This is a genomic window from Limnohabitans sp. T6-20 (genome assembly GCF_003063505.1).
In the GTDB taxonomy this organism is placed as follows: domain Bacteria; phylum Pseudomonadota; class Gammaproteobacteria; order Burkholderiales; family Burkholderiaceae_C; genus Limnohabitans_A.
The window spans coordinates 481,785-507,686 of sequence record NZ_NERW01000001.1 but is presented as its reverse complement, the minus strand read 5'-3'; the positions used below and the strand labels follow the sequence as shown (position 1 = coordinate 507,686).

Annotated in this window: 25 protein-coding genes; 22 read left to right on the top strand and 3 right to left on the bottom strand. The window is 62.6% G+C overall.

Annotated features, from left to right (window positions below; translation table 11 throughout):
* The first annotated feature begins 300 nt into the window (after window positions 1-300).
* Genes B9Z33_RS02425 through B9Z33_RS15800 form a run of 14 tightly spaced genes read left to right on the top strand, consistent with a single transcriptional unit; the run spans window position 301 to window position 14,988 of the window.
* Complete coding sequence (locus B9Z33_RS02425; protein ID WP_108286101.1) at window positions 301-2,472, top strand: acetate--CoA ligase family protein; 2,172 nt, start codon at window positions 301-303, stop codon at window positions 2,470-2,472.
* An 8-nt stretch (window positions 2,473-2,480) separates the two neighbouring features.
* Window positions 2,481-3,674, top strand: coding sequence for an acyl-CoA dehydrogenase family protein (locus B9Z33_RS02420; protein WP_108285418.1), 1,194 nt, complete (start codon window positions 2,481-2,483; stop codon window positions 3,672-3,674).
* Between the two features lie 10 nt (window positions 3,675-3,684).
* The gene (locus tag B9Z33_RS02415) at window positions 3,685-4,827 is read left to right on the top strand and encodes an acyl-CoA dehydrogenase family protein (RefSeq protein ID WP_108285417.1); all 1,143 of its coding nucleotides are present in this window, start codon (window positions 3,685-3,687) and stop codon (window positions 4,825-4,827) included.
* 38 nt (window positions 4,828-4,865) lie between these two features.
* Window positions 4,866-5,849, top strand: a complete 984-nt coding sequence (locus tag B9Z33_RS02410) for a Bug family tripartite tricarboxylate transporter substrate binding protein (protein ID WP_108285416.1) — start codon at window positions 4,866-4,868, stop codon at window positions 5,847-5,849.
* A 38-nt stretch (window positions 5,850-5,887) separates the two neighbouring features.
* On the top strand, window positions 5,888-7,105 hold the full coding sequence (locus B9Z33_RS02405) for a thiolase domain-containing protein (RefSeq protein WP_108285415.1): 1,218 nt from the start codon (window positions 5,888-5,890) through the stop codon (window positions 7,103-7,105).
* 2 nt (window positions 7,106-7,107) lie between these two features.
* The gene (locus B9Z33_RS02400) at window positions 7,108-7,488 is read left to right on the top strand and encodes a Zn-ribbon domain-containing OB-fold protein (RefSeq protein ID WP_108285414.1); all 381 of its coding nucleotides are present in this window, start codon (window positions 7,108-7,110) and stop codon (window positions 7,486-7,488) included.
* Window positions 7,489-7,499: 11 nt separating this feature from the next.
* Complete coding sequence (locus B9Z33_RS02395; protein WP_108285413.1) at window positions 7,500-8,708, top strand: CaiB/BaiF CoA-transferase family protein; 1,209 nt, start codon at window positions 7,500-7,502, stop codon at window positions 8,706-8,708.
* Between the two features lie 49 nt (window positions 8,709-8,757).
* Entirely contained in the window at window positions 8,758-9,759 is a 1,002-nt protein-coding gene (locus B9Z33_RS02390) for a protocatechuate 3,4-dioxygenase (protein WP_108286100.1), read from the top strand.
* 23 nt (window positions 9,760-9,782) lie between these two features.
* Window positions 9,783-10,466 (top strand): RraA family protein, encoded by a 684-nt coding sequence (locus tag B9Z33_RS02385; RefSeq protein WP_108285412.1) that lies wholly within the window; start codon window positions 9,783-9,785, stop codon window positions 10,464-10,466.
* Between the two features lie 2 nt (window positions 10,467-10,468).
* The gene (locus B9Z33_RS02380) at window positions 10,469-11,131 is read left to right on the top strand and encodes an RraA family protein (RefSeq protein ID WP_199220267.1); all 663 of its coding nucleotides are present in this window, start codon (window positions 10,469-10,471) and stop codon (window positions 11,129-11,131) included.
* Window positions 11,128-11,793: a 4-carboxy-4-hydroxy-2-oxoadipate aldolase/oxaloacetate decarboxylase gene (locus B9Z33_RS02375; protein WP_108285410.1), complete on the top strand. Its 666-nt coding sequence runs from the start codon at window positions 11,128-11,130 to the stop codon at window positions 11,791-11,793. The genes B9Z33_RS02380 and B9Z33_RS02375 overlap by 4 nt, the downstream gene beginning before the upstream one ends.
* Window positions 11,794-11,812: 19 nt before the next feature.
* Window positions 11,813-12,796 (top strand): tripartite tricarboxylate transporter substrate-binding protein, encoded by a 984-nt coding sequence (locus B9Z33_RS02370; protein ID WP_158270161.1) that lies wholly within the window; start codon window positions 11,813-11,815, stop codon window positions 12,794-12,796.
* Between the two features lie 60 nt (window positions 12,797-12,856).
* Window positions 12,857-13,645 (top strand): enoyl-CoA hydratase/isomerase family protein, encoded by a 789-nt coding sequence (locus B9Z33_RS02365; RefSeq protein ID WP_108285408.1) that lies wholly within the window; start codon window positions 12,857-12,859, stop codon window positions 13,643-13,645.
* Between the two features lie 44 nt (window positions 13,646-13,689).
* Window positions 13,690-14,988 carry a hypothetical protein gene (locus B9Z33_RS15800; RefSeq protein WP_146183807.1) on the top strand — a complete coding sequence of 433 codons (1,299 nt, stop codon included), beginning with the start codon at window positions 13,690-13,692 and terminating at the stop codon, window positions 14,986-14,988.
* A gap of 51 nt (window positions 14,989-15,039) precedes the next feature.
* Here B9Z33_RS15800 and B9Z33_RS02355 read toward each other — a convergent pair whose 3' ends face one another.
* On the bottom strand, window positions 15,040-15,882 hold the full coding sequence (locus B9Z33_RS02355; protein ID WP_108286099.1) for a DMT family transporter: 843 nt from the start codon (window positions 15,880-15,882) through the stop codon (window positions 15,040-15,042).
* Window positions 15,883-16,120: 238 nt separating this feature from the next.
* Here B9Z33_RS02355 and yajC point away from each other — a divergent pair, with 238 nt between their 5' ends.
* The 3 genes from yajC to secF are packed head-to-tail and all read left to right on the top strand — an operon-like array spanning window position 16,121 to window position 19,331.
* Complete coding sequence (gene yajC / locus B9Z33_RS02350; protein WP_108286098.1) at window positions 16,121-16,453, top strand: preprotein translocase subunit YajC; 333 nt, start codon at window positions 16,121-16,123, stop codon at window positions 16,451-16,453.
* Between the two features lie 33 nt (window positions 16,454-16,486).
* A complete protein-coding gene (secD, locus tag B9Z33_RS02345) occupies window positions 16,487-18,367 on the top strand; it encodes a protein translocase subunit SecD (RefSeq protein ID WP_108285406.1) in 1,881 nt (626 codons plus the stop codon).
* Between the two features lie 13 nt (window positions 18,368-18,380).
* Complete coding sequence (gene secF / locus B9Z33_RS02340) at window positions 18,381-19,331, top strand: protein translocase subunit SecF (RefSeq protein ID WP_108285405.1); 951 nt, start codon at window positions 18,381-18,383, stop codon at window positions 19,329-19,331.
* A gap of 51 nt (window positions 19,332-19,382) precedes the next feature.
* On the opposite strand, the gene dprA is transcribed toward secF, so the two are convergent.
* Both dprA and B9Z33_RS02330 read right to left on the bottom strand, forming a co-directional pair.
* The gene (gene dprA, locus B9Z33_RS02335) at window positions 19,383-20,555 is read right to left on the bottom strand and encodes a DNA-processing protein DprA (RefSeq protein WP_108285404.1); all 1,173 of its coding nucleotides are present in this window, start codon (window positions 20,553-20,555) and stop codon (window positions 19,383-19,385) included.
* Window positions 20,556-20,639: 84 nt separating this feature from the next.
* Window positions 20,640-21,368, bottom strand: coding sequence for a phosphatase PAP2 family protein (locus B9Z33_RS02330; RefSeq protein ID WP_108285403.1), 729 nt, complete (start codon window positions 21,366-21,368; stop codon window positions 20,640-20,642).
* A 170-nt stretch (window positions 21,369-21,538) separates the two neighbouring features.
* Between B9Z33_RS02330 and B9Z33_RS02325 the strand changes: the two genes are divergently transcribed.
* From B9Z33_RS02325 to B9Z33_RS02305, 5 genes are all read left to right on the top strand, one after another.
* Entirely contained in the window at window positions 21,539-23,191 is a 1,653-nt protein-coding gene (locus tag B9Z33_RS02325; protein WP_233252698.1) for a phosphoethanolamine transferase, read from the top strand.
* A 94-nt stretch (window positions 23,192-23,285) separates the two neighbouring features.
* A complete protein-coding gene (gene def, locus B9Z33_RS02320; protein ID WP_108285402.1) occupies window positions 23,286-23,792 on the top strand; it encodes a peptide deformylase in 507 nt (168 codons plus the stop codon).
* A 7-nt stretch (window positions 23,793-23,799) separates the two neighbouring features.
* Window positions 23,800-24,765 (top strand): methionyl-tRNA formyltransferase, encoded by a 966-nt coding sequence (gene fmt, locus B9Z33_RS02315; RefSeq protein ID WP_108285401.1) that lies wholly within the window; start codon window positions 23,800-23,802, stop codon window positions 24,763-24,765.
* Window positions 24,765-25,496, top strand: a complete 732-nt coding sequence (locus B9Z33_RS02310) for an AzlC family ABC transporter permease (protein WP_108285400.1) — start codon at window positions 24,765-24,767, stop codon at window positions 25,494-25,496. The genes fmt and B9Z33_RS02310 overlap by 1 nt, the downstream gene beginning before the upstream one ends.
* Window positions 25,493-25,840 carry an AzlD domain-containing protein gene (locus B9Z33_RS02305; RefSeq protein ID WP_108285399.1) on the top strand — a complete coding sequence of 116 codons (348 nt, stop codon included), beginning with the start codon at window positions 25,493-25,495 and terminating at the stop codon, window positions 25,838-25,840. Before B9Z33_RS02310 ends, B9Z33_RS02305 begins: the two co-directional genes overlap by 4 nt.
* The last annotated feature ends 62 nt before the right edge of the window (window positions 25,841-25,902 follow it).

The following is a 25,902-nucleotide window of genomic DNA, read 5'->3' as shown; positions in this document are numbered from 1 at the left end:
AATAATTGCATGGTGTGTGGTGTGCATGTCATTTTAAACCGATGCCTGGGTGTTGTTTCCTCGATAAGTGAGCGTGTTTATTAGGGAAATTCAGTTTTTGTTTGATGGTTTCAAGGCCTTATGCTCTTTGTTTGGTGTTTTTTGGATGGGTTTTGAGGGATTGGTATAAACCCTGAAAATTTATAAAATAGGTATCTGGTGTATTGAAAACACATAATTTGCATGCCAGAATGCAAATCAGTTGAAGCCAGAGATGCGCTGTGGTGCATTTTTCCTGATTTGTCAAAAGGTTTTTCTCTCATGACCCTACCGTCTCCTCTTTCTGCAGCCGCTTTGCCGGGCCTGCGGGATGTGCAACACATCGTTCACCCGCGTTCCATCGTGATCGTGGGCGCTTCGGCCGACCCGCGTTCGTTCGGCGGTTTCGTACAGGGCAATCTGGAGCGCTTTGGCTACAGCGGCGTGCTGCACCTGGTCAGCCGCAGCAGCGAAGAAATCAACGGCCGCCCCTGTGTCAAGGCGGTGGATGAATTGCCCGAAGGCATCGATCTGGCCGTGCTCGCCATCCCCGAATCGGGCGTGCTCGGCACGGTGAAAGCGTTGGCGGCGCGGCGCTGCAAGGCGGCGGTTTTGTTCGCCTCGGGTTATGCCGAGGCGGGCGAAGAAGGTCAGCACAAGCAGGCCGAGCTGGCCCGCGTGGCGCAAGAAGCGGGCATTTTGTTGGTTGGCCCCAATTGCATGGGCTTCACCAATCTGGCAGCGGGTATCCCGGTGACCTTTGAGCCTTTGACGGCACGCGCCCCCGAAACACGGCCCGGCGTGGGCGTGGTGGCCCAAAGCGGTTTCATGGCGGCCAACCTGCGCGATGCCTATTTGGGCCGGGGCGTACCGGTGACCACGGTGTTTTCCACGGGCAACGAAGTCTCGGTGTGTGTCGAAGACGTGCTGGCCGCGCTGATCGGTGATGCGCAAACCCGCGTGATCACGGTCTATGTCGAGCAGATCCGCCGTCCGCAACTCTTTTTGCAACTGGCTGCAAAGGCGCGCGCCGCAGGCAAACCGCTGGTCTTACTGATGCCTGGGCGCAGTGCCCGCGCCCGCGAGGCCGCACAGTCGCACACCGGTGCACTGGCGGGCGACCACGCCACCGCCACTGCGCTCTTGCAGCGCGAGGCCGTGGTGGTGGTCGATTCGCTGGACGAATTGCTCGACACCACCGCCGTGCTGCTGCGCTACCCGCAGCCGCCTGCAGGCGGCACCGCCTTCATGACCGGCTCGGGCGCGATGAAAAACATCGCGCTGGATTTTGCCGACGATCTGGGCCTGGATTTGCCCGAGCTGTCCCCCGCCACGGTGGACCAGCTGACCGCCATGCTGCCCGCCTATGCCGTGGCCGAAAACCCGCTGGACTACACCACCATCGGCATCCGCCAGCCCGGCCTGATTGGCGAGTTGCTGTTGACCATGCTGGACGATGTGCGCATCGGCAGCATCGTGCTGGCGATTCCTGTGGGCCCGGTCATGGCGCAGCGCGACAAGGCCGAGCACATCGTGCCCGCCATCGCCAAAGCCACCAAACCCGCAGTGCTGGTGCTGACCGGCGACAGCAGTCCGGTGGAGCCGTTTTTCATGGACGCGATTGCGGCCAGCGGCGTGCCGCTGTTCCGTTCGGCTGACCGCGCCATGCGTGCGCTGCGCCGGGTGGCGCAATACGGCGAGGCCTTGCAGCGTGCGGCCCGCGCGCAGACTGCGGCAGCCTTGGCCATCCCTTTGCCCGGCACCGTGCCGCCCAACGGCATCTTTGCCGAATACCAAGGCAAAGCCTGGCTGGCGCAGGCTGGGCTGGCGGTGCCCCAAGGGGCGCTGGCCGTCACTGCCGACGAAGCTGTGGCGGTGGCCCGCCGCATCGGGTTTCCGGTGGTGCTCAAGGCGCAAGCGTCTGAACTGCCACACAAGAGCGATGTGGGCGGCGTGCTGGTGGGCCTGGCCGACGAAGCCGCGCTGCGCGCCGGGTGGGACCAACTGTTTGCCAGCGTGAAACACCACCGCCCCGAGCTGGTGCTGGATGGCGCGCTGGTCGAAGCCATGGGCCCGCGTGGCTTGGAGCTGGTGGTGGGTGCCAAACGCGACGCCGACTGGGGCCCGGTGGTGCTGGTGGGCCTGGGCGGCATCTGGATCGAAGCGCTCAAGGATGTGCGCCTGATCCCGGCCGACATGGCCGAAGAAGACATCGCCATCGAGCTGACCCGACTCAAAGCTGCCGTGGTGCTGCAAGGCATTCGCGGTGCGGCGGCGGTGGACGTGCCCGCCATCGCCCGGGTGGTGGCGCAAGTGGGCGCGCAAATGCGTGCCAACCCGAACATCACCGAAATCGACATCAACCCGCTGGTGGCTTACCCGTTGGGCTCAGCCGTGCCTGTGCTGGCGCTGGATGCGCTGGTGGTGGCCAAGGCCGAGTCACCCCTGCAGTGAGAACCGATATGCAACTGCAATTCACACCCGAACAAGAAGCCTTCCGCCTGGAAGTGCGTGCCTTCGTCAAAGCCAATTTGCCCGCCGACATCCGCCGCAAGGTGGCGCTGGGCCTGCGCCTTGAACACGCCGACTACGTGACCTGGTTTCGCATTTTGCAAGCGCGTGGCTGGCTCACGCCCGGCTGGCCGGTGGCGCATGGTGGCCCGGGCTGGAGCCATGTGCAGCGTTACATCTTTGACGAGGAAACCTTGCTGGGCGGCGCACCGCGCATCATCGCCAGCGGCATCCAGATGCTGGCCCCGGTGCTGCTGGCTTTTGGCACCGAGGCGCAAAAGCAGCAATACCTGCCCGACATCTTGGCCAGCAACACCTGGTGGGCGCAAGGCTTTTCCGAGCCGGGGGCCGGTTCCGATCTGGCGGCGGTGCGCACCACCGCCGTGCTGGAGCCCGATGGGAAGCACTTTGTGGTCAACGGCCACAAGGTCTGGACCTCTTATGCCCACTGGTGCTCGATGATGTTTGCCTTGGTCAAAACCGACCCGAACGCCGCCAAGCCGCAAGAAGGCATTTCGTTTTTGCTGATCGACATGAAGACGCCTGGCCTGACGGTGCGGCCGATCCGCATGCTCGAAGGCGGTAACGATCTCAACGAGTGCTATCTGGACAACGTGCGCGTGCCCATCGAGAACCTGGTGGGCGAGCTGCACAAAGGCTGGTCTTATGGCAAATACCTGCTGGGCCATGAGCGCACCGGCATTGCCGGCATTGGCTCGTGCAAGCAGCAACTGGCCCGCGCCCGGGCGCTGGCCGATCAGCAAGGCCTGGGCGAAGACGCCCTGCTGCAAAACAAACTGATGCAGTTCGAAGTCGAGTTGATGGCGCTGGAATTCACCGCCTTGCGCCTGCTCAGCGCCCACCAGCAAAGCAAGACCCCTGGCGTCGAAGCCTCGATGCTCAAGGTGCGCGGCACCGAACTGCGGCAGGCCATTTTTGAAACGCTGGTGGACATCGCCGGGCCCGACGCCGTGCCGTTTTCGGCCGAAGCACAGTTTCTGGAGCACCTGGACGCCGCCGCGCAAGACGAAACCTTGGTCACGCTGGCGGCCAATTGCCTGGACTCGCGCAAGCTCACGATCTATGGCGGCACCAACGAAGTGCAGCGCAACCTGATCGCCAAAGCCACGCTCGACGCTTACTGAGACACACACCATGGATTTTTCATTCAACGACGACCACCTGGCTTTGCGCGACGCGGTGCAGCGGTTTTGTGCAGGCGAATACCCGGCTGAACAGCGCGGCAACGCGGTGACCCCCGAACAAGCGCAACAAGGCCGCGCCGCCATGGCCGAACTGGGCTTGCTGGGCCTGCCCTTCGGTGCCGACGTGGGCGGCAGCGAGCAAGGCGCGGTCGAAGTCATGCTGGTGGCACAAGCGCTGGGCCACGCCTTGGGCGACGGCGCTTTTGTGGCCAGCACCGTGATGGCCGGGCAAGTGCTCACCCGTCTGGCCAGCGCCGAACAACAGCAGCGCTGGCTGCCCGGTCTGGCCAGTGGTCAGCAACAAATGGCTTTGGCCGTGTACGAAGCCGGTGCCCGCTACGACTGGCAGCGCACCGAAACCCGTGCGGAGCCTTCAGGCGCAGGCTGGCTGCTCGATGGCCACAAGACGCTGGTCTTGCATGGCGACAGTGCCGATGTGCTGCTGGTGGTGGCGCGCACAGCCGGGGCACATGCCGACCGCGCTGGCCTGTCGGTGTTTGCGGTGGACGCCACCGCCCCCGGCGTGACGGTGCAGGGCTTTGACACGCTGGACAACCGCCGCGCCGCCCATGTGACGCTCAAGGCGGTGCAGTTGGACGCTGACCGTCTGTTGGGGCCGCACGGTGACGCCGCCGAAGCCATTGGGGCGGCGCTCGATGCCGCCACCGCCGCGCTGTGCGCCGAAGCCGTGGGCGCGGTCGATGCGCTGCTGGCGCATACCGCCGAGCACCTGCGCACCCGCAAACAGTTTGGTGCGCCGCTGGCCAAATTTCAGGTCTTGCAGCACCGCGTGGCCGACATGGCCATTGCGCTGGAGCAGCTCAAGTCGATGGCTTGCGCCGCCGCCATGGCGGTGCAAGCCGGTGAACCGGTGCAGCGCCGCCGTCTGGTGTCGGCGGCCAAAGTGCTGACCAGCCAGAAGGGCCGCGAGATCGGTCTGGCCGCCATCCAGCTGCACGGTGCCATGGGCATGACCGACGAATGCCGCGTGGGCCATTACGCCAAACGCCTGATGGTGATTGGCCAGAGCCTGGGCGATGCAGCTTGGCATTTGCAACGCATGCAACAAGGGCAACACCTGAGTCAGGTGTGACTTTCCAACATTTCATTGATCACTAACGGAGACAAACCATGAAACGTCAAACTGTTTTCAAACTGGCCGCCATAGCGGTATTGAGTCTGGGTCTAGGCTGGGGGGCACAAGCGCAAGACAAAGCGCCCATCAAAATCCTGGTGGGCTTTCCACCCGGGGGGTCGACCGATCTGGTGGCGCGCTTGCTGGCCGAAAAAATGGCCGTGGTGCTCAAGCAGCCCATCATTGTTGACAACAAACCGGGTGCGGGCGGCCGCATGGCCGCGCAGGCCCTCAAAGCCAGTGCACCTGACGGCCTGACTTACATGATTGCCCCCAATGCCACGCCGGTCATGCAAACCCTGCTGTATCCGGTGGAGGTCTTAAAGTACGACATGCTCAAGGATCTGGCCCCCGTGGCGGTGCTGGTGACCTATCCGCTCGCGATTGCGGTGAACACGCAATCGGGCGTGAAAAACATCAAGGAATACGCCGCCTGGGTCAAGGCCAATCCCAAAGAGGGCTCGTTTGGCACGGCAGGTGCAGGCGGCCACACCCACTTTTCGGGTTTGCAACTGGGCAAGGCCATTGGCCAGCCTTTGCAGGTGGTGCCCTACCGTGGCAACGGCCCCATGGTGACCGATTTGCTGGGCGGTCAGGTGCCCGCAGGCATCATGACGGCCGGTGACGTGTTGCAGTATCAAAAGTCCGGCAAGGTGCGTGTTCTGGCCCAGTTTGGTGCCAAGCGTTCCCCCCTGCTGCCCGATGTGCCCACCCTGATCGAGCAAGGCTACAACCTGGACACAGGCGATGCTTGGACCGGTATGTGGGCGCCTGCCAAAACACCTCAGGCCGAATTGGACCGCGTGCAAAACGCCATCAAATATGTCCTGGCTTTGCCGGAAGTGCGTGAGCAATTGGTCAACAAATCCACGCTCAATCCAGACTTCAAGCCTGCCTCAGAAATGGACGCCTTGCAGCGCAAAGAACTGCAGTACTGGGCGCCCATCATCAAAGAATCCAACTTCAAGCCGGAATCCTGATTCCATTCATTCAGCTTGATTGACCAGAGAACATTCCCATGAGTCTGAACGGAACCGCCTGCATTGTGGGTGCCTACGAGCACCCGACCCGCAAGGCCGACAACCTGTCGGTGGTGCGCCTGCACGCCGATGTGGCCAAAGGCGCGCTCGAAGACGCGGGCCTGAGCAAGAGCGACATCGATGGCTACTTTTGTGCCGGTGATGCGCCCGGTTTGGGCACCACCACCATGGCCGAATACCTGGGGCTGAAGCTGCGCCATGTCGATTCGACCGAGTGCGGCGGATCGGCCCCTATCTTGCATGTGGCGCATGCGGCAGCCGCCATTGCGGCTGGGCGCTGCAATGTGGCGCTGATCACGCTGGCCGGTCGCCCCCGCGCCCAGATGGCCGCTGCACAAGCCGCGGCCAAAGACGGCAAAGGCGGTCGCGCCCCGCTGGCCCTGAAGCCACCAGACCCCGACGCACCCGAGCTGGCCTTTGAGCTGCCTTATGGCCCGGCCACGCAAAACCTGTATGCGCTGGTGGCCAAACGCCACATGCACGAATTTGGCACCACCAGCGAACAGCTGGCCTGGATCAAGGTGGCCGCTTCGCACCACGCCCAGCACAACCCGCTGGCCATGCTGCGCGATGTGGTCACGGTGCAAGACGTGGTCAACTCGCCCATGGTGAGCGATCCGCTGCACCGGCTGGACTGCTGCGTGATGAGCGATGGCGGCGGTGCCCTGATCGTGGCGCGCCCCGAAATCGCACGCGAACTCTCGCGCAAAAACGGCCGTCCGCTGGTCATGGTGCGCGGCACCGGCGAAGCGCCCAAGCACGGCATGGGCGGCCAGATTGACTTGACGTATTCGGCTGCAGCCTTTTCGGGGCCGAGGGCCTTTGCCGAGGCTGGCATCACCCCGGCCGACATCCAATACGCCTCGCTCTACGACAGCTTCACCATCACCGTGCTGATGCAGCTGGAAGACCTGGGCTTTTGCAAAAAAGGCGAAGGCGGCCAGTTCGTGATGGACGGCAACCTGATCTCGGGCGTGGGCAAACTGCCCTTCAACACCGACGGCGGCGGCCTGTGCAACAACCACCCGGCCAACCGGGGCGGCGTGACCAAGGTCATCGAAGCCGTGCGCCAGCTGCGCGGCGAAGCCCATCCTGCCGTGCAGGTGCCCAACTGCACCTGGGCGCTGGCCAATGGCATTGGCGGCGCACTCGCTTCTCGCCACACGGCGGGTACCTTGATTCTGGAAAGGGTTTGACCATGAGAAAAATTCCAGCTCCCCGCGTGCTGCCCGAGTCCTTGCCCTTTTGGCAAGCCGCCGACGAAGGCCGCTACCTCGTCAAAAAATGCAACAGCTGCGGTCAGGTCCACCATTACCCGCGTGACATCTGCCCGTTTTGCCTGAGTGCCGACACCGTCTGGCAGGACTCGCCCGGCACCGGCGTGGTGTATTCCTTCAGCACCATGGGCAAAGACGATGCGGCCTACACCATGGCCTATGTCACGCTCGACGAAGGCGTGACCGTGATGAGCAATCTGGTGGACTGCGATCCGGCGCAGGTGTCCATTGGCCAGAAGGTGCGCGTGGTCTTCACGCCCACCGAGGGCGGTCACGCCGTGCCCATGTTCACCCCTGTTTGAAAGAGGGCACGATGAACACATCGACCGAACGCAAGGGGCCGCTGTCCCGCTTCACCATCCTGGACGCCACGCGTGTGCGCGCCGGGCCCACCGCCATCCGCACGTTTGCCGATCTGGGCGCACGCGTGATCAAGCTCGAAATCCCGCCCGGTGCGCCCGGCGGTGACGACATGATCGGCGGGCGTGACCACAACAGAGCCGACTACGAAAACCTGCACCGCAACAAGGAGAGCCTGACGCTCAACATGAAAGAGCCGCAGGGCAAGGCCATCCTGGAGCAGCTGGTCAAAGAGGCGGATGTGTTCATCGAAAATTACCGCCCCGATGTGAAATACCGGCTGGGCATTGGCCCCGAAGAACTGCGCCGCATCAACCCGCGTCTGGTGTACGCCAGCATCTCGGGCTTTGGGCAAGACGGGCCCTATGCCAACTGGCCGGGTTTTGACTCGATCGCCCAAGGCATGGGGGGCCTGATGAGTGTGACCGGCAAACCCGGCGAAGGCCCGATGCGCGTGGGCATCCCGATTGCCGATTTGTGTTCAGGGCATTTTTGTGCGCAGGCCATCATGGCCGCGCTGCTGGAGCGCGAGGTCACGGGCGAGGGCCAGTGGGTTCATACTTCGCTGCTCGAATCGCAAATCGCCATGCTCGACTTTCAGGCCGCGCAGTGGTTGATCGACCACAAAGTGCCGCAGACCACCGGCAATGAGCATCCGTTGACGGTGCCCACCGGTGTTTTTGAAACCAGCGACAGTTACCTGAATTTGGCGGCCATTGGCCAAAGCATGTGGAAGCGCCTGTGTGTGGCACTCGATGTGCCCCAGCTGATCGACGAGCCGGGCTTTGGCTCCGACCCCGAACGGGTGAAAAACCGTGCGCGTGTGAACGCGGCCATTGGCGCGGCCTTCAAAACCCGCACCACCGCCGCCTGGACCGAGATCCTGCTCAAAGCCGGTGTGCCCTGCGGCCCGATCTACAGCATCGAAAAAATGTTTGACGACCCGCAAGTCAAACACCTGGGCATGGCGCGCACCATGCACCACCCCGAGCTGGGCGACATCGAGGTGGTCGGCTTGCCGATGCAGTTCTCGCGCCACCCGCGTGACGAAGGTGTGATGAAGGCCGCGCCCCATCAGGGCGACCAGACCGACGCGATCCTGACCGGGCTGGGCTACAGCGCGGCGCAGATCGCGCAGCTGCGCCAGCAATTTGTCGTTTGAGACGGGTCGCCGCCCAGACCACAGACCCGACCGCAAGAAAGAACAACCCATGGCAAAACTCGTCGCCGCATTCGGCTCATCGCACAGCATCATGCTGGTCTCGCAGCGTGAAGACTGGCAACACGGCTTCCGGGTGATCGACACCAAGAATGCCCATTACTACGACAAGCAAGGCCGCAAGACCGATTACGACGCGCTGCTGGCCGCTATGCCGCCCGGCACCGAGGCCATGGTCACGCCCGAGAAGATGGGCGAGCGCTTTGACGCCAGCCAAGCTGCCATGGACGCGCTGCACGAGCGCATCGTGGCTGCCCAACTCGATGTGCTGCTGATCGTGGGCGATGACCAGACCGAGCTGTTTCGCACCAGCAACAACCCGGCCATGGCGATTTTTTATGGCCCCACCATCCGCAACACGGCGCGTGAGCCCGCCGCCCCGAACGACCCCTGGCCCAAGGCTGCCCGCATGTGGCGGCACGAGCCCGAGCAGGACCGCGAATACCCGGTGCAAAGCGATCTGGCCGAATGGCTGATCCGCCAGCTGTGCGACCGTGACTTTGACATCGCCGCCATGGATGGCCTGGAGCCGGGGCAGTCTGAAGGGCACGCCTTCCAGTTCATCCACCGCCGCTTGCTCAAGGGGCATGAGTTGCCCGTGATTCCGGTGATCCTCAACACCTTTGACCCGCCCAACCAACCCACACCCCGGCGCTGTGTGGCTTTGGGGCGGGCCCTGCGCGAGCTGATCGCGCTGTGGCCGCAAGACCTGCGGGTGGGCGTGATCGCCTCCGGCGGCCTGAGCCACTTTGTGGTGGACGAAGAACTCGACCAGCAGGTGCTGAGCGCCATCCGCGCCAAAGACAGCGCCGCGCTGGCGGCCTTTGACCCGCTGCGTCTGCAGGCGGGCAGCTCGGAAATCCGCAACTGGCTGGTGGTGGGCGAGATGGCCAAAGACCTCGATCTGGAATGGGTCGAGTACGTGCCCGGCTACCGCAGCCCGGCTTTGACCGGCACGGGCTTGGCCTTTGCTGCCTGGACAACACTTTTTTGAAACCTGATCAGGAAGCTGCTGACATGACCTACTCCGAAGTTCAACGCCTGCGCCGCCTGGATGTGTGCGCCGTCTCTGACGCCCTCGACAAATTGCAACTGAGTGGTGTGGTGACTGGCCTGCCTCAGCGCAGCAGCGCCCCCGGTGGGGTCAGCCGCATCGCGGGCCGCGCCGTGACCATGAAGGTGGGCCCCGGCACCCCGCCGCCCGGCCCGCCCAAACACCTGGGCTGCACCGCCATCGAGCAATCGGGCCCGGACAACGTGATCGTGGTCGAGCAGCGCTCGGGCGTGGAAGCCGGTTGCTGGGGCGGTCTGCTCACGCTGGGGGCCAAGGTGCGCGGCGTGGCGGGCGTGGTGGCCGACGGCCCGCTGCGCGATGTGGACGAAGCCATCGCTTATGAATTTCCCATCTACAGCCGCAGCCTGACTTCGCGCACCGCCCGCACCCGTGTGGTGGAGCTGGGCACGCAGGTGCCAGTGACCATCGGAGCCGCCATCGGTGGCGAAGTGGTGGTCAACCCCGGTGACTACGTGCTGGCCGACCGCAGCGCGGTGATCTTCATTTCACCCGAGCACATCGAACGCGTGCTCGAAGCTGCCGAGATGATCGTGGCCAAGGAAGCGGCCATGGCCAAGGCGATTTTGGCGGGCACCCCCATGGGCGAGGTCATGGGTGGCAATTACGAACACATGCTGGAGAACTGAACGTGACAACACAAGACCACAACGTCGACCGCGCTGCGAAACTCGACACCGCCACCTTGTCGGATGCGCTCGACAAACTGGGCATCATCGGCCAGTGCTACAAGATCAAGCCGCGTGACACCGACTTTCGCATGGCCGGGCGCGCCTGGACCCTCAAATACGGCCCGGCCGGCAAGCCCTGCGGCACGGTGGGCGACTACATCGACGATGTGGCCCCGGGCAGCGTCATCGTGCTCGACAACAACGGCCGCGACGACTGCACCGTGTGGGGCGACATCCTGACCGAGATCGCGCACCGCCGGGGCATCGCAGGCACCGTGATCAACGGCATCAACCGCGACACGCACCTGTGCCTGTCGCTGGGCTACCCGATCTTTTCCAAAGACAGCTGGATGCGCACCGGCAAAGACCGCGTGCAAGTCGAAGCCACCGGCATCCCGGTCAACATCGGTGAAGCGCGCGTGGCCCCCGGCGACATCCTCAAGGGCGACACCGATGGCGTGGTGGTGATCCCCAAGGAGCACGAGGACGAAGTGCTCAAAGTGGCCGAAGAGATCGAGGCCGCCGAAAACCAGATCCGCGCAGCGGCGCGCAGCGGCATGCGCCTCGATGAAGCGCGCCAACAGTTCAAATACCACCAGCTGCAAACCCGGAGCGAGAAATGAACACAGTCAACCCGGCCCTGACCACCCGCACCGATGTGCCGCGCCTGAGCGCTGAGCTGATCGCACAGGCGCGCACCTTGCCCACGGCCACGCTTCACGAAGCGGGCAAGAAGATTGGCGCGCTGCCCTCGGCCATCAAGCCGGTCTCCAGCGCTTTCAAGACCTGCGGGCAGGCGCTCACGGTGCATTCGCCCGGCGGCGACAACCTCTGGCTGCACCGGGCGCTGGCCATCTCGCAACCCGGCGATGTGATGGTGGTGTTTGCCAACGGCGCTTATGAGCACGGTTACTGGGGCGAGATCATGGGCACCATGGCGCAGACACGCGGTCTGGCCGGACTGGTGATCGATGCCTGTGTGCGCGACGGCGCGCTGATTGCGCAGATGGGCTTTCCGGTGTTCTCGCGGGGCCTGTGCATCCGTGGCACAGGCAAGGACTTTGGGGCCACCGGCTGGATCAACCACCCGGTGATGATCGGCGACATCACGGTGCATGCGGGCGATCTGGTGGTGGGCGATGGCGACGGCGTGGTGGTGATTCCGCAAGCCAAAGCCGCTGAGGTGGTGGCCGCCGGTGTGCGCCGTGAGCAGGAGGAAGCCGAGATTTGCCAACGCCTGCAAGCCGGTGAGACCACCCTGGCCGTGTATGGTTGGGGTGTTTGATTTTGAAAGGAAGACCGCGATGATCCACCGCCGTGCATTCACAGGGGCTGCTGCCGGTGCCTTGTTGTCCTTGGCGGGCACAGGGCTGCAAGCCCAGACCTTGCCCAAAACCGTGCGCATTCTGGTGGGTTTTCCACCCGGCGGATCGGCCGATTTGCTGGCCCGTGCATTGGCTTTGCAATTGACGGGTTATGGCGCGCAAGTCATTGTGGACAACAAGCCCGGCGCGGGTGGCCGCATTGCGCTGGAGCAGCTTAAAAACGCCGAAGCCGATGGCTCGGTGCTGGCGGTCACGCCGGCCTCGATGATGGTGGTTTACCCGCACATCTACCGCCAGCTGAGCTACCAGCCCTTGCAAGACTTCGCCCCCGTGGCCAAGCTGGGTGCAGCCCAATTTGTGGTCACGGTGGGGCCGCAGGTGCCTGCATCGGTCAAGCGCATGGCCGATTTTGTGGCTTGGGCCAAAGCCTCGCCGCATCTGGCCAGTTACGGCTCCTCGGGCGCGGGTTCCATTCCGCATTTCACCGGGGTGGCGCTGGGCAAGGCGGCAGGCATCGAGCTGACCCATGTGGCCTACAAGGGCGCGGCCCCGGCGATGTCCGATCTGTTGGGCGGTCAGGTGGCGGCCAATGTGGGTGTGATTTCCAACGCCTTGCCACACATCCAGTCAGGCAAACTGCGGGCATTGGCCGTGAGCGGCCCGGTGCGCAGCGCCTTGCTGCCCGATGTGCCCACACTGGCCGAAGTGGGCCTGTCGGCAGCGCAGGCGGTCGAATGGTTTGGCGTGTTTTTGCCCGCCCGGGCTTCGGGTGAAGCGGTCAGCCGTTTGCATGCGGCCGTGCGCGAAGCCCTCAAGGCCAAAGCCTTGCAGGAGGCGCTGACCAAGGCGTCTTTTGAGGTGGGCGCGGGCGAAAGCGTGAAAGAATTCACCCAGCAACTCCAGGCCGATCTGAAGCGCTGGGGCGATGTGGTCAAGGTCTCTGGCTTCACGCCTGAAGACTGAGCGTTGCCCCCTAAAGGCTGTGCGACCATGGCGTCCCTATTTTTTGAAACACCCCGATTCATGACCGACTTGTTGGCATCACCTTCCGCCCCCGTTCTGCACATTGAAGGCGGCGTGGCCACCATCACCTTGAACCGTCCGGCGCAGCGCAACCGTCTGGAAAACGCGGACCTCAAGGCTTTGCTGGCGCATTTTGAAGCCGTCAACCAGCAGCCCGATGTGCGCGTGCTGGTGCTGACCGCCCACACGGGCGGGCAGCCCAAGCCGGTGTTTTGTGCGGGTTATGACATTGGTGGGTTCGATGAGCCGGGCCATGGTTCGTCGTTTTTTGAGGAAATCCCCGACGCGCTGGCCGCGCTGCGCCCCGTGACCATTTGCGCCTTGAACGGCAGCGTGTATGGCGGTGCGACCGATGTGGTGCTGGCCTGTGATTTGCGTATCGGGTTGCAGGGCATCGAGTGGCGCATGCCCGCCACGGCGCTGGGTTTGCACTATTACCCCAGCGGTTTGCAGCGTTATGTGAGCCGTTTTGGGTTGGCGGGTGCGAAGCGGGCGTTTTTGACAGCCCGGCCTTTTTCGGCGGAGCAGCTCAATGCGATGGGCTTGTTTGAGGCGTTGGTGACGCCAGCGCAATGGGATGCCACCTTGCAAGCGCTGGTGCAGGACATTCTGGCCTTGGCCCCGTTGGCGGTGCAGGAAACCAAAAAGTCGTTGCGCGAGATCGAAACCGGGCAGGCCGATGTGGCCCTTTTGCGCGAGCGCGAGCACATGACCAGCCGCAGCGCCGACTTTGCCGAAGGGCGCGCTGCATTTGCCGAACGGCGCAAGCCGGTTTTTGTGGGGCGGTGACGGGGCTATCAAGTATTGGCGTTTGGAGCCGATGCTTATCTGTCATGCAATCAATTTCTATTCTCCATCGCATCATGAAGGCGGGCCATTGGGTGGCCTTCGCTTGCGGCTGGCTGGCTTTGGCCGTGCCTGCGCAGGCTGGGCAGTACCAGTTGTTGGCAGGCCAGCCCAACTCGGTGCTGGTGGCGGCGCGTGTGCAAAACGCCGAGCAGGTGTGTAACCTCGAAATTTCAATTCAGGGCCAAGCCAGCGTGGAGCGGGAGGTGCAAGCGCCCTTCTTTGAGGCGCGCATCGACATCACGCCCCAGGATGTGGAGTCGGTCACGGTCACTTGGCGTGGCAGGTTCAAGCGGGTCAATGATGTGGCGATCAATGCCTGCCCTACGCAGGGGCGAACCCAGTTTGCGGTGGTGGAGGACAACGCTGCTTTGCGCGCGGGCTGGCGCAACACCTTCATGGCCATGGACCCGGCCAAGGCGCAGTGCGTGCGCACGGCCTTGCAGTTGGACCGTGTCCGCTACGAGTGGTTCGACATGGCCGACAGGGAAGCTAGCCCCGAGGATCGCAAAATCCAGCGGGCCATGAGCCGCTGCGACGACTTCGTGGCCCAGAAAAAAGCCTGGGGCGAACAAAATGCCCAGAACTTTCCCTGCACTTTGCCCGGTGGCCTGAAAACCCGTTGTGAAGGCTTCTTCACCGCCACAGAAAAGGGCAAGGCCGTGCCCATCACGACAGAGGCCGTGATCCGTCGCCAGCTCGATCAGCAGCCTTGGGGCACGGGTGTGCGTGAAACATCTGCGGCCAAAGCTGGACGCCAAAAGCAGGAGCGGGCTCGCCAAGCCCAATTGCTGGCCGAAGAGGCCGCCAAGGTCAAGGCCGAAGAGGAGGCGCGTTTGCGCGAGGTGCAGTTGGCACTAGAAGCCAAAGCCGCGCAAGCCCGTGAGCGCAAGGAAAAGGCGGAGGCTGAACGCGCCAAGCGCTTGAAAGAGATCGAACGCAAAGAAGAAGAGCGGCTGGCAAAACGCAGCTGGTTGCTCAAGCAGCTGGAAAAGCTCAAGAGTGACCCCAAAGCCGATGGCAAGGCCGAAGAGGGCAAAGCCAAAGACGACAAGCCTGCTGCGGACAAGCCCAAAGAAGACAAGGCTGAACAAGCCAAGCCGGAAGTCAAACTGGAAGCGCCCAAACCCGAGGTGCCAAAGCCAGAGGCACCCAAGCCAGAAGCGGCCAAACCAGAGGCCGCCAAGTCCGAAGCCCCCAAGGTTGAGCCTGCCAAGCCGGAGGCGGCCGCACCCAAAGAACCGCCTGCCAAAGAACCTGCAGCGCAAGCGCCCAAAGCCAAGTAAGCGCTGCCGGGCTTCAGGTGGGCGTCGGCCCTGCTTGGCAGCAGATTGCCGTTAAGCCGGGGTTGACTTGGAGCGCCCGGCCGACCAGGCGGTGCCCATCGAGGCGGTCATGACCATGGCAATGGCCAGCCCCTGCAAAACGGTGAGGCTTTCGGACAAAACCAGCCAACCCGCCAGCGCACCCACGGCAGGCTCTAGGCTGAGCAAGATGCTGAAGGTGTTTTTGGGCAGGTGGTTGAGCGCAAACATTTCCAACGCATAAGGAATGGCGCTCGACATCAGGGCGACGGCCAAGCCAGCCAGCAAAAATTGAGGGTTGAGCAAGGCGCTGCCCGCATGAAGCACACCAATGGGCGCCACCACCAGCGAGGCGGCGAGCATGCCCATGGGGGTGGCCAGGCTGCCGTAACGCAGGGCCACGCGCTGCCCGAACACAATATAAAGCGCCCAGCAAACCCCTGCCGCCAGCGCCAGACCCATGCCCAAGGGGTCGAGCGCGGTGGCGGCATTGGCACCGGGTAGCGGCAACAGCAAGCCCAAACCCAAAATGGCCAGCGCCACCCAAAGCCAGTCGCTGGCCTTTTTGGAGGTCCAGACAGCGACGGCCAGCGGGCCCGTGAATTCGATGGCAATCGCCACGCCAAAGGGGATGGTCTTGATGGCGCTGTAAAACAGCAGATTCATGACGCCGAGCGTGACGCCATACAAGCACAGCGGCAGGGCGTCTGCCCAGACCCATTGGCGACGCCAGGGCCGGAACACGGCCATCAGCATCAGCGTGGCAAACACCAGGCGGTAAGCCGTGGTGCCTTCGGCGCCCAGCGCCGGAAACAGGCTTTTGGCAAACGAGGTGCCCACGGCCAAAGACACCAGACTGCCCAACAAGGCCAGCATGGCCCACAAACGCAAATTCAAAGGAGGCCTCTTTCGGGGGTGAAAAGCCATGGCGGGCATGGCGAAGGGGTCATTTTGGCCCGCCGGATGGCGCACGGCCAGGGTGCTTTGGGTGGGGTGGACCGTGCCGGAAAAGGGCTTTGGGGGCGATCATAGCGCCGCATACAATGGCGGCTTCGTCCGCGGGGCGCACACGCGTCACCCGATCAAACCCGAATTTGCCTTTTGTGGAGCTTCCATGTTCATTTCTTCCGCTTTTGCCCAGACCGCTCCAGCCGCTGCCGCTGGTGGCGACATGCAGTCCACTTTGATGAGCATGCTGCCTTTGTTGTTGATGTTTGCGGTGCTGTATTTCGTCATGATCCGCCCCCAGATGAAAAAGCAGAAAGAGCACCGCAGCATGATCGACGCCTTGGCCAAAGGTGACGAGGTGGTGACCGCAGGTGGTTTGCTCGGCAAGGTCAGCAAAATCGGCGACGCCTACATTGGCGTTGAATTGACTGCTGGTGTCGAAGTGCAATTGCAGCGCAGTGCTGTGGTTCAGGTTTTGCCCAAAGGCAGCCTCAAGTAATTCTCTGGTTTTTCACCCTGCACGCGAGTCACTATGAACCGTTACCCGGTCTGGAAGTACGCGATCATCGTGATCGCCATGTTGCTGGGAGTGGTCTACACCCTGCCCAACTTTTTTGGTGAAGCCCCTGCGGTGCAGGTGTCTTCTGGCAAGGCGACCATCAAGGTCGACACCTCAACTTTGCAAAAGGTCGAAGATGCCCTGAAGTCGGCTTCGGTCAATGTCCAAACGGTGACCTTGGAGGGCGGCTCGATCCGGGCCCGTTTCGAGAACACCGACCAGCAGCTCAAGGCCAAGGACGCGATTCAGAAGGCGCTGATTCCCGAGGGGGCCGATCCGCAGTTTGTGGTGGCCTTGAACTTGGTGTCGCGCTCGCCAGCCTGGCTGACGTCATTGCATGCTTCCCCCATGTATTTGGGTCTGGACTTGCGCGGTGGCGTGCACTTCATGTTGCAGGTCGACATGCAAGCCGCCTTGACGCAACGCGTGGAATCTCTGGCGGGTGATTTGCGCAGTTTGCTGCGCGAAAAAGACGTGCGCCATGGCGGCATCAGCCGCAATGGCCAGGCGATCGAAATCCGTTTGCGCGATGCCCAGCAGCTCGAAGCTGCCAAGCGCGTGTTGTCGGCCCAGTTTGCCGATTTGCAAACGCAGGAAGTGGCAGAGGGCAGCGAGTTCCGTCTCACTGCAAGCATCAAGCCCGAAGCTGCCCGCAAGGTGCAAGAGCAGGCTTTGAAGCAAAACATCACCACGCTGCACAACCGGATCAACGAACTCGGCGTGGCCGAGCCGGTGATCCAGCAGCAGGGGCTGGACCGCATCGTGGTGCAGTTGCCCGGTGTGCAGGACACGGCCAAGGCCAAAGACATTTTGGGCCGCACTGCCACCCTTGAGGTGCGCATGGTGGACGAGAGCACCGAAGCGCGCGGCGCTGAGCAGGCTGGCGGCATCGTGCCGTTTGGCGCTGAGCGATACCAAGAGCGCGATGGCCGACCTTTGATCGTCAAAAAGCAGGTGGTGTTGACGGGTGACAACCTGACCGATGCCCAGCCCGGCTTTGATGGCCAGACGCAAGAGCCGGTGGTTAACCTGACACTCGACGCCAAAGGCGCCCGCATCTTCAAGGATGTGACCCGTGACAATGTGGGCAAACGCATGGCCATCATCTTGTTCGAAAAGGGCAAGGGCGAAGTGGTCACGGCCCCCGTGATCCGCGCAGAAATTGGCGGTGGGCGCGTGCAGATTTCGGGCCGCATGACCACAGCCGAAGCCAACGACACGGCGCTGCTGCTGCGCGCAGGTTCTTTGGCTGCGCCGATGGAGATCATCGAAGAGCGCACCATTGGCCCCAGCTTGGGTGCAGAAAACATCGCCAAAGGCTTCAACAGCGTGACCTGGGGTTTCCTGGTCATCGTGGCCTTCATGGTGGTTTATTACGCGGTGTTTGGTTTGTTTTCCGGCATTGCGCTGGGTGTGAACCTGCTGTTTTTGGTGGCCATCTTGTCGATGTTGCAAGCCACTTTGACCTTGCCCGGTATGGCCGCGATGGCGCTGGCTTTGGGTATGGCGATCGACTCGAACGTGCTGATCAACGAGCGCGTGCGTGAAGAGCTGCGCAACGGGGCCAGCCCGCAGGCGGCCATCCACGCCGGTTACGACCGCGCCTGGGCCACGATTTTTGACTCCAACATCACCACGCTGATTGCGGGTGTGGCTTTGCTGGCCTTTGGCTCCGGTCCGGTGCGCGGTTTTGCGGTGGTGCATTGCATCGGCATTTTGACGAGCATGTTCTCGGCCGTGTTCTTCTCGCGCGGGCTGGTCAACCTCTGGTACGGCGGCAAGAAAAAACTCAAATCGGTGTCGATTGGCACGGTGTGGCGGCCTGAAGGCGGCTCTGCGGTGAAAGCCGACTGAAGGGGAACGGATCATGGAATTATTCAAAATCAGAAAAGACATTCCGTTCATGAAGAACGCGTTGGTTTTCAACGCGATCTCCTTCATTACGTTTGCACTGGCGGTGTTTTTCCTGTTCAGTCGGGGTCTGCATTTGTCGGTGGAGTTCACGGGTGGCACGCTGATGGAAGTCAGCTACAGCCAGCCGGCTGACCTGAACAAAGTGCGCGGCACGGTGAGCACGCTCGGGTTCAGCGAGGTGCAAGTGCAGAACTTTGGCACGGCCCGCGATGTGATGATCCGTTTGCCTGCGCAAAAGGGTGTGAGCTCGGCCCAGCAGAGCGAGAAGGTGCTGACGGCGCTCAAGGCCGACAACGCCGATGTGACTTTGCGTCGCACCGAGTTTGTGGGTCCCCAAGTGGGTGACGAGTTGGCGCAAGACGGTTTGAAGGCCCTGGCTTTTGTGGTGATCGGCATCGTGATTTATTTGGCGATCCGCTTCGAGTGGAAGTTTGCCGTCTCGGCCATCATTGCCAACTTGCACGATGTGATCATCATCTTGGGCTTTTTCGCCTTCTTCCAGTGGGAGTTTTCGCTGGCGGTGTTGGCGGCTGTGCTGGCGGTGCTGGGTTACTCGGTGAACGAATCGGTGGTGATTTTTGACCGGATTCGTGAGAACTTCCGCCGTTACCGCAAGATGAACACGGTCGAGATCATCGACAACGCGATCACCTCCACCATCAGCCGCACCATCATCACCCACGGATCGACGCAGATCATGGTGCTCTCGATGTTGCTGTTTGGCGGCGAGACCTTGCATTACTTCGCCATGGCGCTGACCATCGGCATTTGCTTTGGCATTTACTCGTCGGTGTTTGTGGCCGCGGCGATTGCCATGTGGCTGGGCATCCAGCGCGAGGACCTGATCAAGCCGATCAAGAAAGACAACGACCCGGGTGACGAAAACTCGGGTGCGGTGGTCTGACACCTCGTCAAGCACACAAGGGCACCTTCGGGTGCCTTTTGTTTTTGCGGTCTACGCAGCCCCGATCCGCTGAAACAGCCCACCCGGCAAGCGACCCACTTGCCCCACCAGTTCCAGTTCCATCAGTTGAGCTTGCAGTTGCGCGGTAGGCCAGCCGCAGCGGGCTTGCAAGGCGTCCAGGCTCACCGGGTCGTGGCCCAAGGCATGCAGCAAGGCGTCGTCAGGAATGCCGCTGCTGGCCGCGTCATCGTGGGTGCGGGTGGTGGTTGTCTCCAGCGCCAGCGTGCCTTGTATCCGCAAGTCGGGCAGCTTCAATTCTTCCAGCACGTCTTGGGCTGATTCGACCAGCTTGGCCCCTTGCTTGATCAGCAAGTGGCAGCCTTTGGATTGGGCCGAGTGGATCGAGCCGGGGATGGCCATCACATCGCGGCCTTGCTCCAGCGCTTGTTTGGCGGTGATGAGCGAGCCCGACTGCAAAGCGGCCTCAACCACCAGCGTGGCTTGTGACAAGCCCGAGATCAGTCGGTTGCGGCGCGGAAAGTTGGGGGCCAGTGGTGGCGTGCCCAGCGGGTATTCGCTGAGGATCAGGCCCCGTTGCGCAATTTGGTGCGCCAGATCGCGATGCTGGCGCGGATAGACCCGGTCGAGTCCGGTGCCCACGATGGCGATGGTGGCCAAGCGGCCTGCCGCCGCGCCCAACAAGGCACCTTCGTGTGCCGCTCCGTCCACGCCCAGCGCCAGCCCTGACACGATGGTCAGGCCGCTTGCGGCCAGACTGCGCGCAAATTCGCGGGCGTTGGCGGCCCCCTGGGGTGTGGGGTTGCGGCTGCCGACGATGGCCAAAGCGTGCTCGGCTTTCAGCTGTTGCAGGCAGTCTGTCTGGCCCATGGCATACAGCATCAGGGGCGGGTCGGGGATGTCGAGCAAAGAGGCGGGGTAGTCGGCATCGCCCAGGGTGATCACCGATCGCGCCACGCCTGCGGTCGTTTCGGTGTGCAGCCATTGCCAGGTTTCGGTGTTCAGACTCGCCCAGCCATCGGGTGCTTGCCCCAGGGCCAGGGCTTGCTGCGCCGTGACGATCTGGCGTAAGGCGGCGTCACTTTGTTCAAAAATGGCATCGGGTTGCCCAAATGCCGCCAGCAGGCGACGGGCTGTTTCAGCCCCCACGCCCGGCGTGAGCACCAGCCGCAACCACGAACCCAGTTCTTGTGGGGTCTTGACCATTTTTGTCTCCCTGTGCAGCCTGAGGCTGTCTGTGGAGGCATTGTGGGTCAAACCCTGCGCATCAGCAAATGACGCGCGCCCTTGTCAGTGGACTGGGCGGTCTTTTTTGCGGGCCAGCCAGGCAAAGGCCATGTGATTGACCAAGGCCATGGTCCAGCACATCAGGCCCGTCCACAGGGTGTGGCTGGGGTAGTGGGCGCCGCGCAGGGTTTGCACGCCACCCAGCACCACACCCAGCGCGAACACCACGATCAGCATGCGCCAACCCTGGCGCCGTTGCGCCGTGATGCCTGAAGACAGCCAAGGCAGGCTCAGCGCCAAAAACGCCATGGCCGAAGAGGCGTGTCCCCCGGGGAAGCACTGGCCGCCACCCCCATCGCCCATCCCCCATTGCCAGTGCGACACGTAGCGGGCCACCCCGCCAAACTCGGCCAGGTCCCATGGGCAGCTGGTCAGGCTGTAGCGCTTGACCAGGTTGATGAACAACAGGCTCAGGGTGATGCCGACAAAAATCTCCACCCGCTGCATTTTGCGCAAAGGCCTGAAGCGTCCGAACGGCAGCCAGATCATGGCCAGCATGCCCAAATAAATGCCCACGGCCAACTGACGGGCCCAGTCGTGCAGCACTTTTTCCAGCCACCAGTTGCTGCGCAGGCCAAACCCCCGTTGGTCAGCGATGGTTTGCATCACGCGCATGTCCAGACCCGAGAAGTCCCAGGCCAGCAGGCACAGCAGGCACACCACAGTCAAGAGCCACAACTGGCGTAAGGGCGAGCGTTCGCGCATGGCGGGCGTGGCGGGTGTGGGTGACATGCGGCGGTGTGGGTGGGTTTTGCAGAAGGCCTGAATTAGACACGAAGTGCTTGAAATTCGTCTGAAGAGATGGGGTGTCCTGCATCGGGGCATTGCGCGCGCCTTCAGCGGTGGTTCAGGGTGGAACCCTAAAATGCACGCCATTGACCTCACATTGAGCACCCTGTTTCATGAAGATATCCCCCGATCGCACGCCTTGGCATCCCACGGCTTTGTTGATGGTTTTGGCCCTCTGGCTGGGCACCGTTGGCAATTTTCCGTTCTGGATGGCCCTGTGGAAGCTGCCGGAAACGCAGGGATTTCGTGCGCTGACCACCATGACCAGCCTGTGGCTGATTTTGCTTTGCTTGCTGGGCTGGTTTGTCTGCCTGTGGGTCTGGCCCCGCTGGCTCAAGCCTGCGGCCGTGGTGATGCTGATGACGGTGACTTCCAGCAGTTATTTCATGCTCACCTATGGGGTGGTCATTGACCCCAGCATGCTGGCCAATGTGGTGCAAACCGATGTGCGAGAAGTGCGTGACTTGCTGTCTTTGCCCATGGTGGGTGCGCTGCTGTTGGGGGTGATTCTTCCGGCCGTCTGGTTGTGGCGTCAGCCCGTTCGGGCGGTTGGGGCCAAGCCCCTTATCCTGAGGCAGCTGGGCGTCTCCTTGGGGTGCTTGCTGTTGGCTGTGGGGCTGTTCTGGGTGTCGTTTCAGGACATCGCCTCCTTGACGCGCACGCACAAGCATTTGCGCTACATGATCAACCCCTTCAACAGCGTGTATGCGGTGACCCATTTGTTTGTCGGGAAAGCCGCCCAGGCCAGCCAACCCTTGCAGCCGGTGGGTGAAGATGCCAAGGCGATGGCACCTGCCGTGACCGAAGGCAACGCCCCCTTGGTGGTGTTTGTTTTGGGCGAGACGGCCAGAGCGGCCAATTTTGGTTTGAGCGGTTATGCCCGCGACACCACGCCTCAGCTGCGCAAGTTGCAGGCCCAAGGCGATCTGACCTATTTTTCAGACGTGAAATCCTGCGGCACCAGCACGCAGGCCTCGGTGCCGTGCATGTTTTCCCATTTGGGCAAAGCGGCTTATGAGGGCAATCAGCAACGGTTTGAGTCCTTGCTGGACGTGTTGCAACGCGCCGGTTTGGCGGTGCTTTGGCTGGACAACCAGTCAGGCTGCAAAGGCGTGTGCGATCGGGTGCCCAACGTTTCGACCACCGCGCTGAACGTGCCCGAGTTTTGCAAAGACGGCGAATGTCTGGACGAGGTGATGCTGCACGAGTTGCCCAAGCAACTGGCCGCGCTGGACCCTGCCCGGCGAGCCAAAGGCACTGTGGTGGTGATGCACCAGATGGGCAGCCATGGCCCGGCTTATTACAAGCGCTCGCCCGACGCGATCAAGCAGTTCCTGCCCGAATGCAGCAGCCATGCCTTGCAAAACTGTCCGCCTGAACAGATCGTCAATGCCTACGACAACTCGATCCTCTACGCCGACCATTTCATTGCAAAAACCGTGCATTGGCTGCAAGCCCAGTCACGCCCCACCGCACTGATGTACATGTCGGACCACGGCGAGTCTTTGGGCGAAAAGGGCCTTTACTTGCACGGCATGCCCTACAGCATGGCCCCCAAAGAGCAAACCCATGTGCCGATGCTGGTGTGGCTGTCCAAGCCCATGCAGCGCCAGCGGGGCTGGAGCATGTCTTGCTTGCAAGCCCAAAGCGGCAAAGCCTTGTCGCACGACAACCTGTTCCACTCGGTGCTGGGCTTGACCCAAGTCAGCACCCGTCTGGCCAAGCCGGAGTTGGACATCTTTTCGGCCTGTTCGCCTGCCCGCTGAAATTGAACGCTGTCGGCAGAGATGACCGACTTTGGCAGGCGCTTTGGAAATTGGGGACAATACAGCCCTGATTTCCTCTCCGTTTTGACCCCCCATGGCCCTGCTTCCCATTCTTTGCTACCCCGACCAACGCCTGCACAAGGTGGCCAAGCCCGTACAGGCGGTGGATGACCGCATTCGCGCCTTGATCGACGACATGCTGGACACCATGTACGACGCCAGCGGCATTGGTTTGGCCGCCACACAGATCGATGTGCATGAGCGCCTGGTGGTGATTGACGTCTCGGAAGAGCGCAACCAGCCTTTGGTGCTGATCAACCCTGAAATCACCTGGATGAGCGACGAGCGCGTCAAGGGCGAAGAAGGTTGTTTGTCGGTGCCTGGCATTTACGACGGCGTGGAACGTGCCACGGCCGTCAAGGTCACGGCGCTGGACCGCCATGGCAAGGCCCAGAACATCGATGCCGAAGGCATGCTGGCCATTTGCATCCAACACGAGCTGGACCACTTGAAAGGCAAGGTGTTTGTGGAATACCTGTCACCGCTCAAGCAGGGCCGCATCAAGACCAAATTGGTCAAAGCCCAAAAAGCCGAGCGCTGAGCACGGCATGCGTTTGATTTTTGCGGGCACGCCCGAATTTGCCCAGGTGGCCATGGCCGCCTTGCACGCAGCAGGCCACGAAGTGGTGTTGGTGCTGACCCAGCCCGATCGCCCCGCCGGGCGCGGCATGAAACTCCAGCCCTCGCCCGTCAAGCAATGGGCTTTGGACCATGCTGTGCCCGTGGCCCAGCCGCGCAGCCTGCGGCTGGACGGCAAATACCCCGAAGACGCTGCTGCGGCCCGTGAGGCCTTGCTCGCCGCACAGGCCGACGCCATGATCGTGGCCGCCTATGGTCTGATCTTGCCGCAGTGGGTGCTGGACTTGCCGCCCAAAGGCTGCCTGAACATCCATGCGTCCCTCTTGCCACGCTGGCGAGGCGCTGCGCCCATCCACCGCGCCATCGAGGCCGGCGACACGCAAACGGGCATCACCATCATGCAGATGGACGCGGGCCTGGACACGGGCGACATGCTGCTGGTGCGCGCCGAGCCCATCTTGCCCATCGACACCACCGCCGTGTTGCACGACCGCCTGGCTGCGCTGGGCGCCGAGGCCATCGTGCAGGCGCTGGCCTCGCTCGACGCCCTGCCGCACCAGCCTCAGCCTGCCGAAGGCGTGAACTACGCCCACAAGATTGAAAAAGCCGAAGCCGCGCTCGACTGGGCATTACCCGCCGAAGTGTTGGCGCGCCGCATCCGCGCCTTTGACCCCTTCCCGGGCATGACCGTGCCTTTGACGGTCGCAGGCGGCATCGAAACCCTCAAGCTCTGGCAAGCGGTGGATGAGCCTTTGCAGACTGCGGCGGAGCCCGGCACCGTGGTGCAGGCCGATGCGCAAGGTGTGCGTGTGGCCTGCGGGCAGGGCCAGTTGTGCCTCACGCAATTGCAGCGCCCCGGTGGCAAACGTTTGAGTGCGGCCGACTTTTTGCGTGGCTGCCCGTTGCAAGTAGGCCAGCGGCTGGTGGGCGGCTGATGTTTTTCCTCTCGCGCCTGTACCGTCACCCGGCCTTTGTGCTCGGCATGCGCGAGGTGTCGCCGCAGTCGCCGGGCATTGCGGCCTGGGGCCTGATGACCGGGGTGGCCATGGTCAAGTCGGGCATGAGCGTGTTCGAGGCCAGCGCCATGACGCTGCTGGTGTTCGCGGGCAGTTCGCAGCTGGCGGCGATCCCGCTCATCGTGGCGGGTGCGCCCGCTTGGGTGATCCTGGCGACCGGCTTTTGCGTGAACCTGCGCTTTGTGGTGTTCAGCCTGCACCTGCGCCAGTTCTTGATTCACTTGCCGCGCTGGCAGCGCATGCTGCATGGCTACCTGACGGCCGACATCAGCTATGTGCTGTTTGTGCGCAAATACGCGCACCCGGCCGAGACAGCGCACGGACGGCTGGAGCAAGAGGCTTATCTGGCAGGCAACGATTTCCTCAACTGGCTGTCGTGGATCGTGGCGAGCTTTGTCGGCATCGCGCTGGCCAACCTGATTCCGCCCAGCTGGGGTTTGGGCTTTGCGGGCATTTTGTGTCTGCTGGGCATCCAGTGTTCGTTGGCCAGCTCGCGCATGCGCATGCTGTCGGCAGCCGTCGCCGGGGTGGCTGCGGTGGTGGCCTACAGCCTGCCGCTCAAGCTCAACATCGTGGTCGCGATTGCCGTGGCGGTGATCCTGTGCCTCACGGTTGAAAAAATCCGTCCTGCCCCTGGAGTTGCTGCATGAACGCGAATGGTGGGGGCGCCGACCTCTGGACTTTGGCCGTCATCGTCGGGCTGGCGCTGGTCACGGTGCTCACGCGCAGCTTCTTTTTCATCTCGAGCAAGAACTGGCAGTTGCCCCACTGGGCGCAGCGCGGTCTGCAATACGCGCCGATTGCCGCCTTGTCGGCCGTGGTGGTGCCTGAAATCGTCACGGTGCAAGGGGTGCTGATCACCACTTGGCAAGATGCCCGCTTGTTTTCGGCCGTGGTGGGTGCCGCCGTGTATTTCTGGCGTCGTGACGTGCTCTTCACCATCATCGCGGGCATGGCCGTGTATTTGCCTTTGCATTTGGGTTTGGGCTGGTGATTCAGGTGAGCCCCCCTGTGGGAGCGAGCCCCCGCTCGCGAATGCGTGCCCTGCCACTGCTT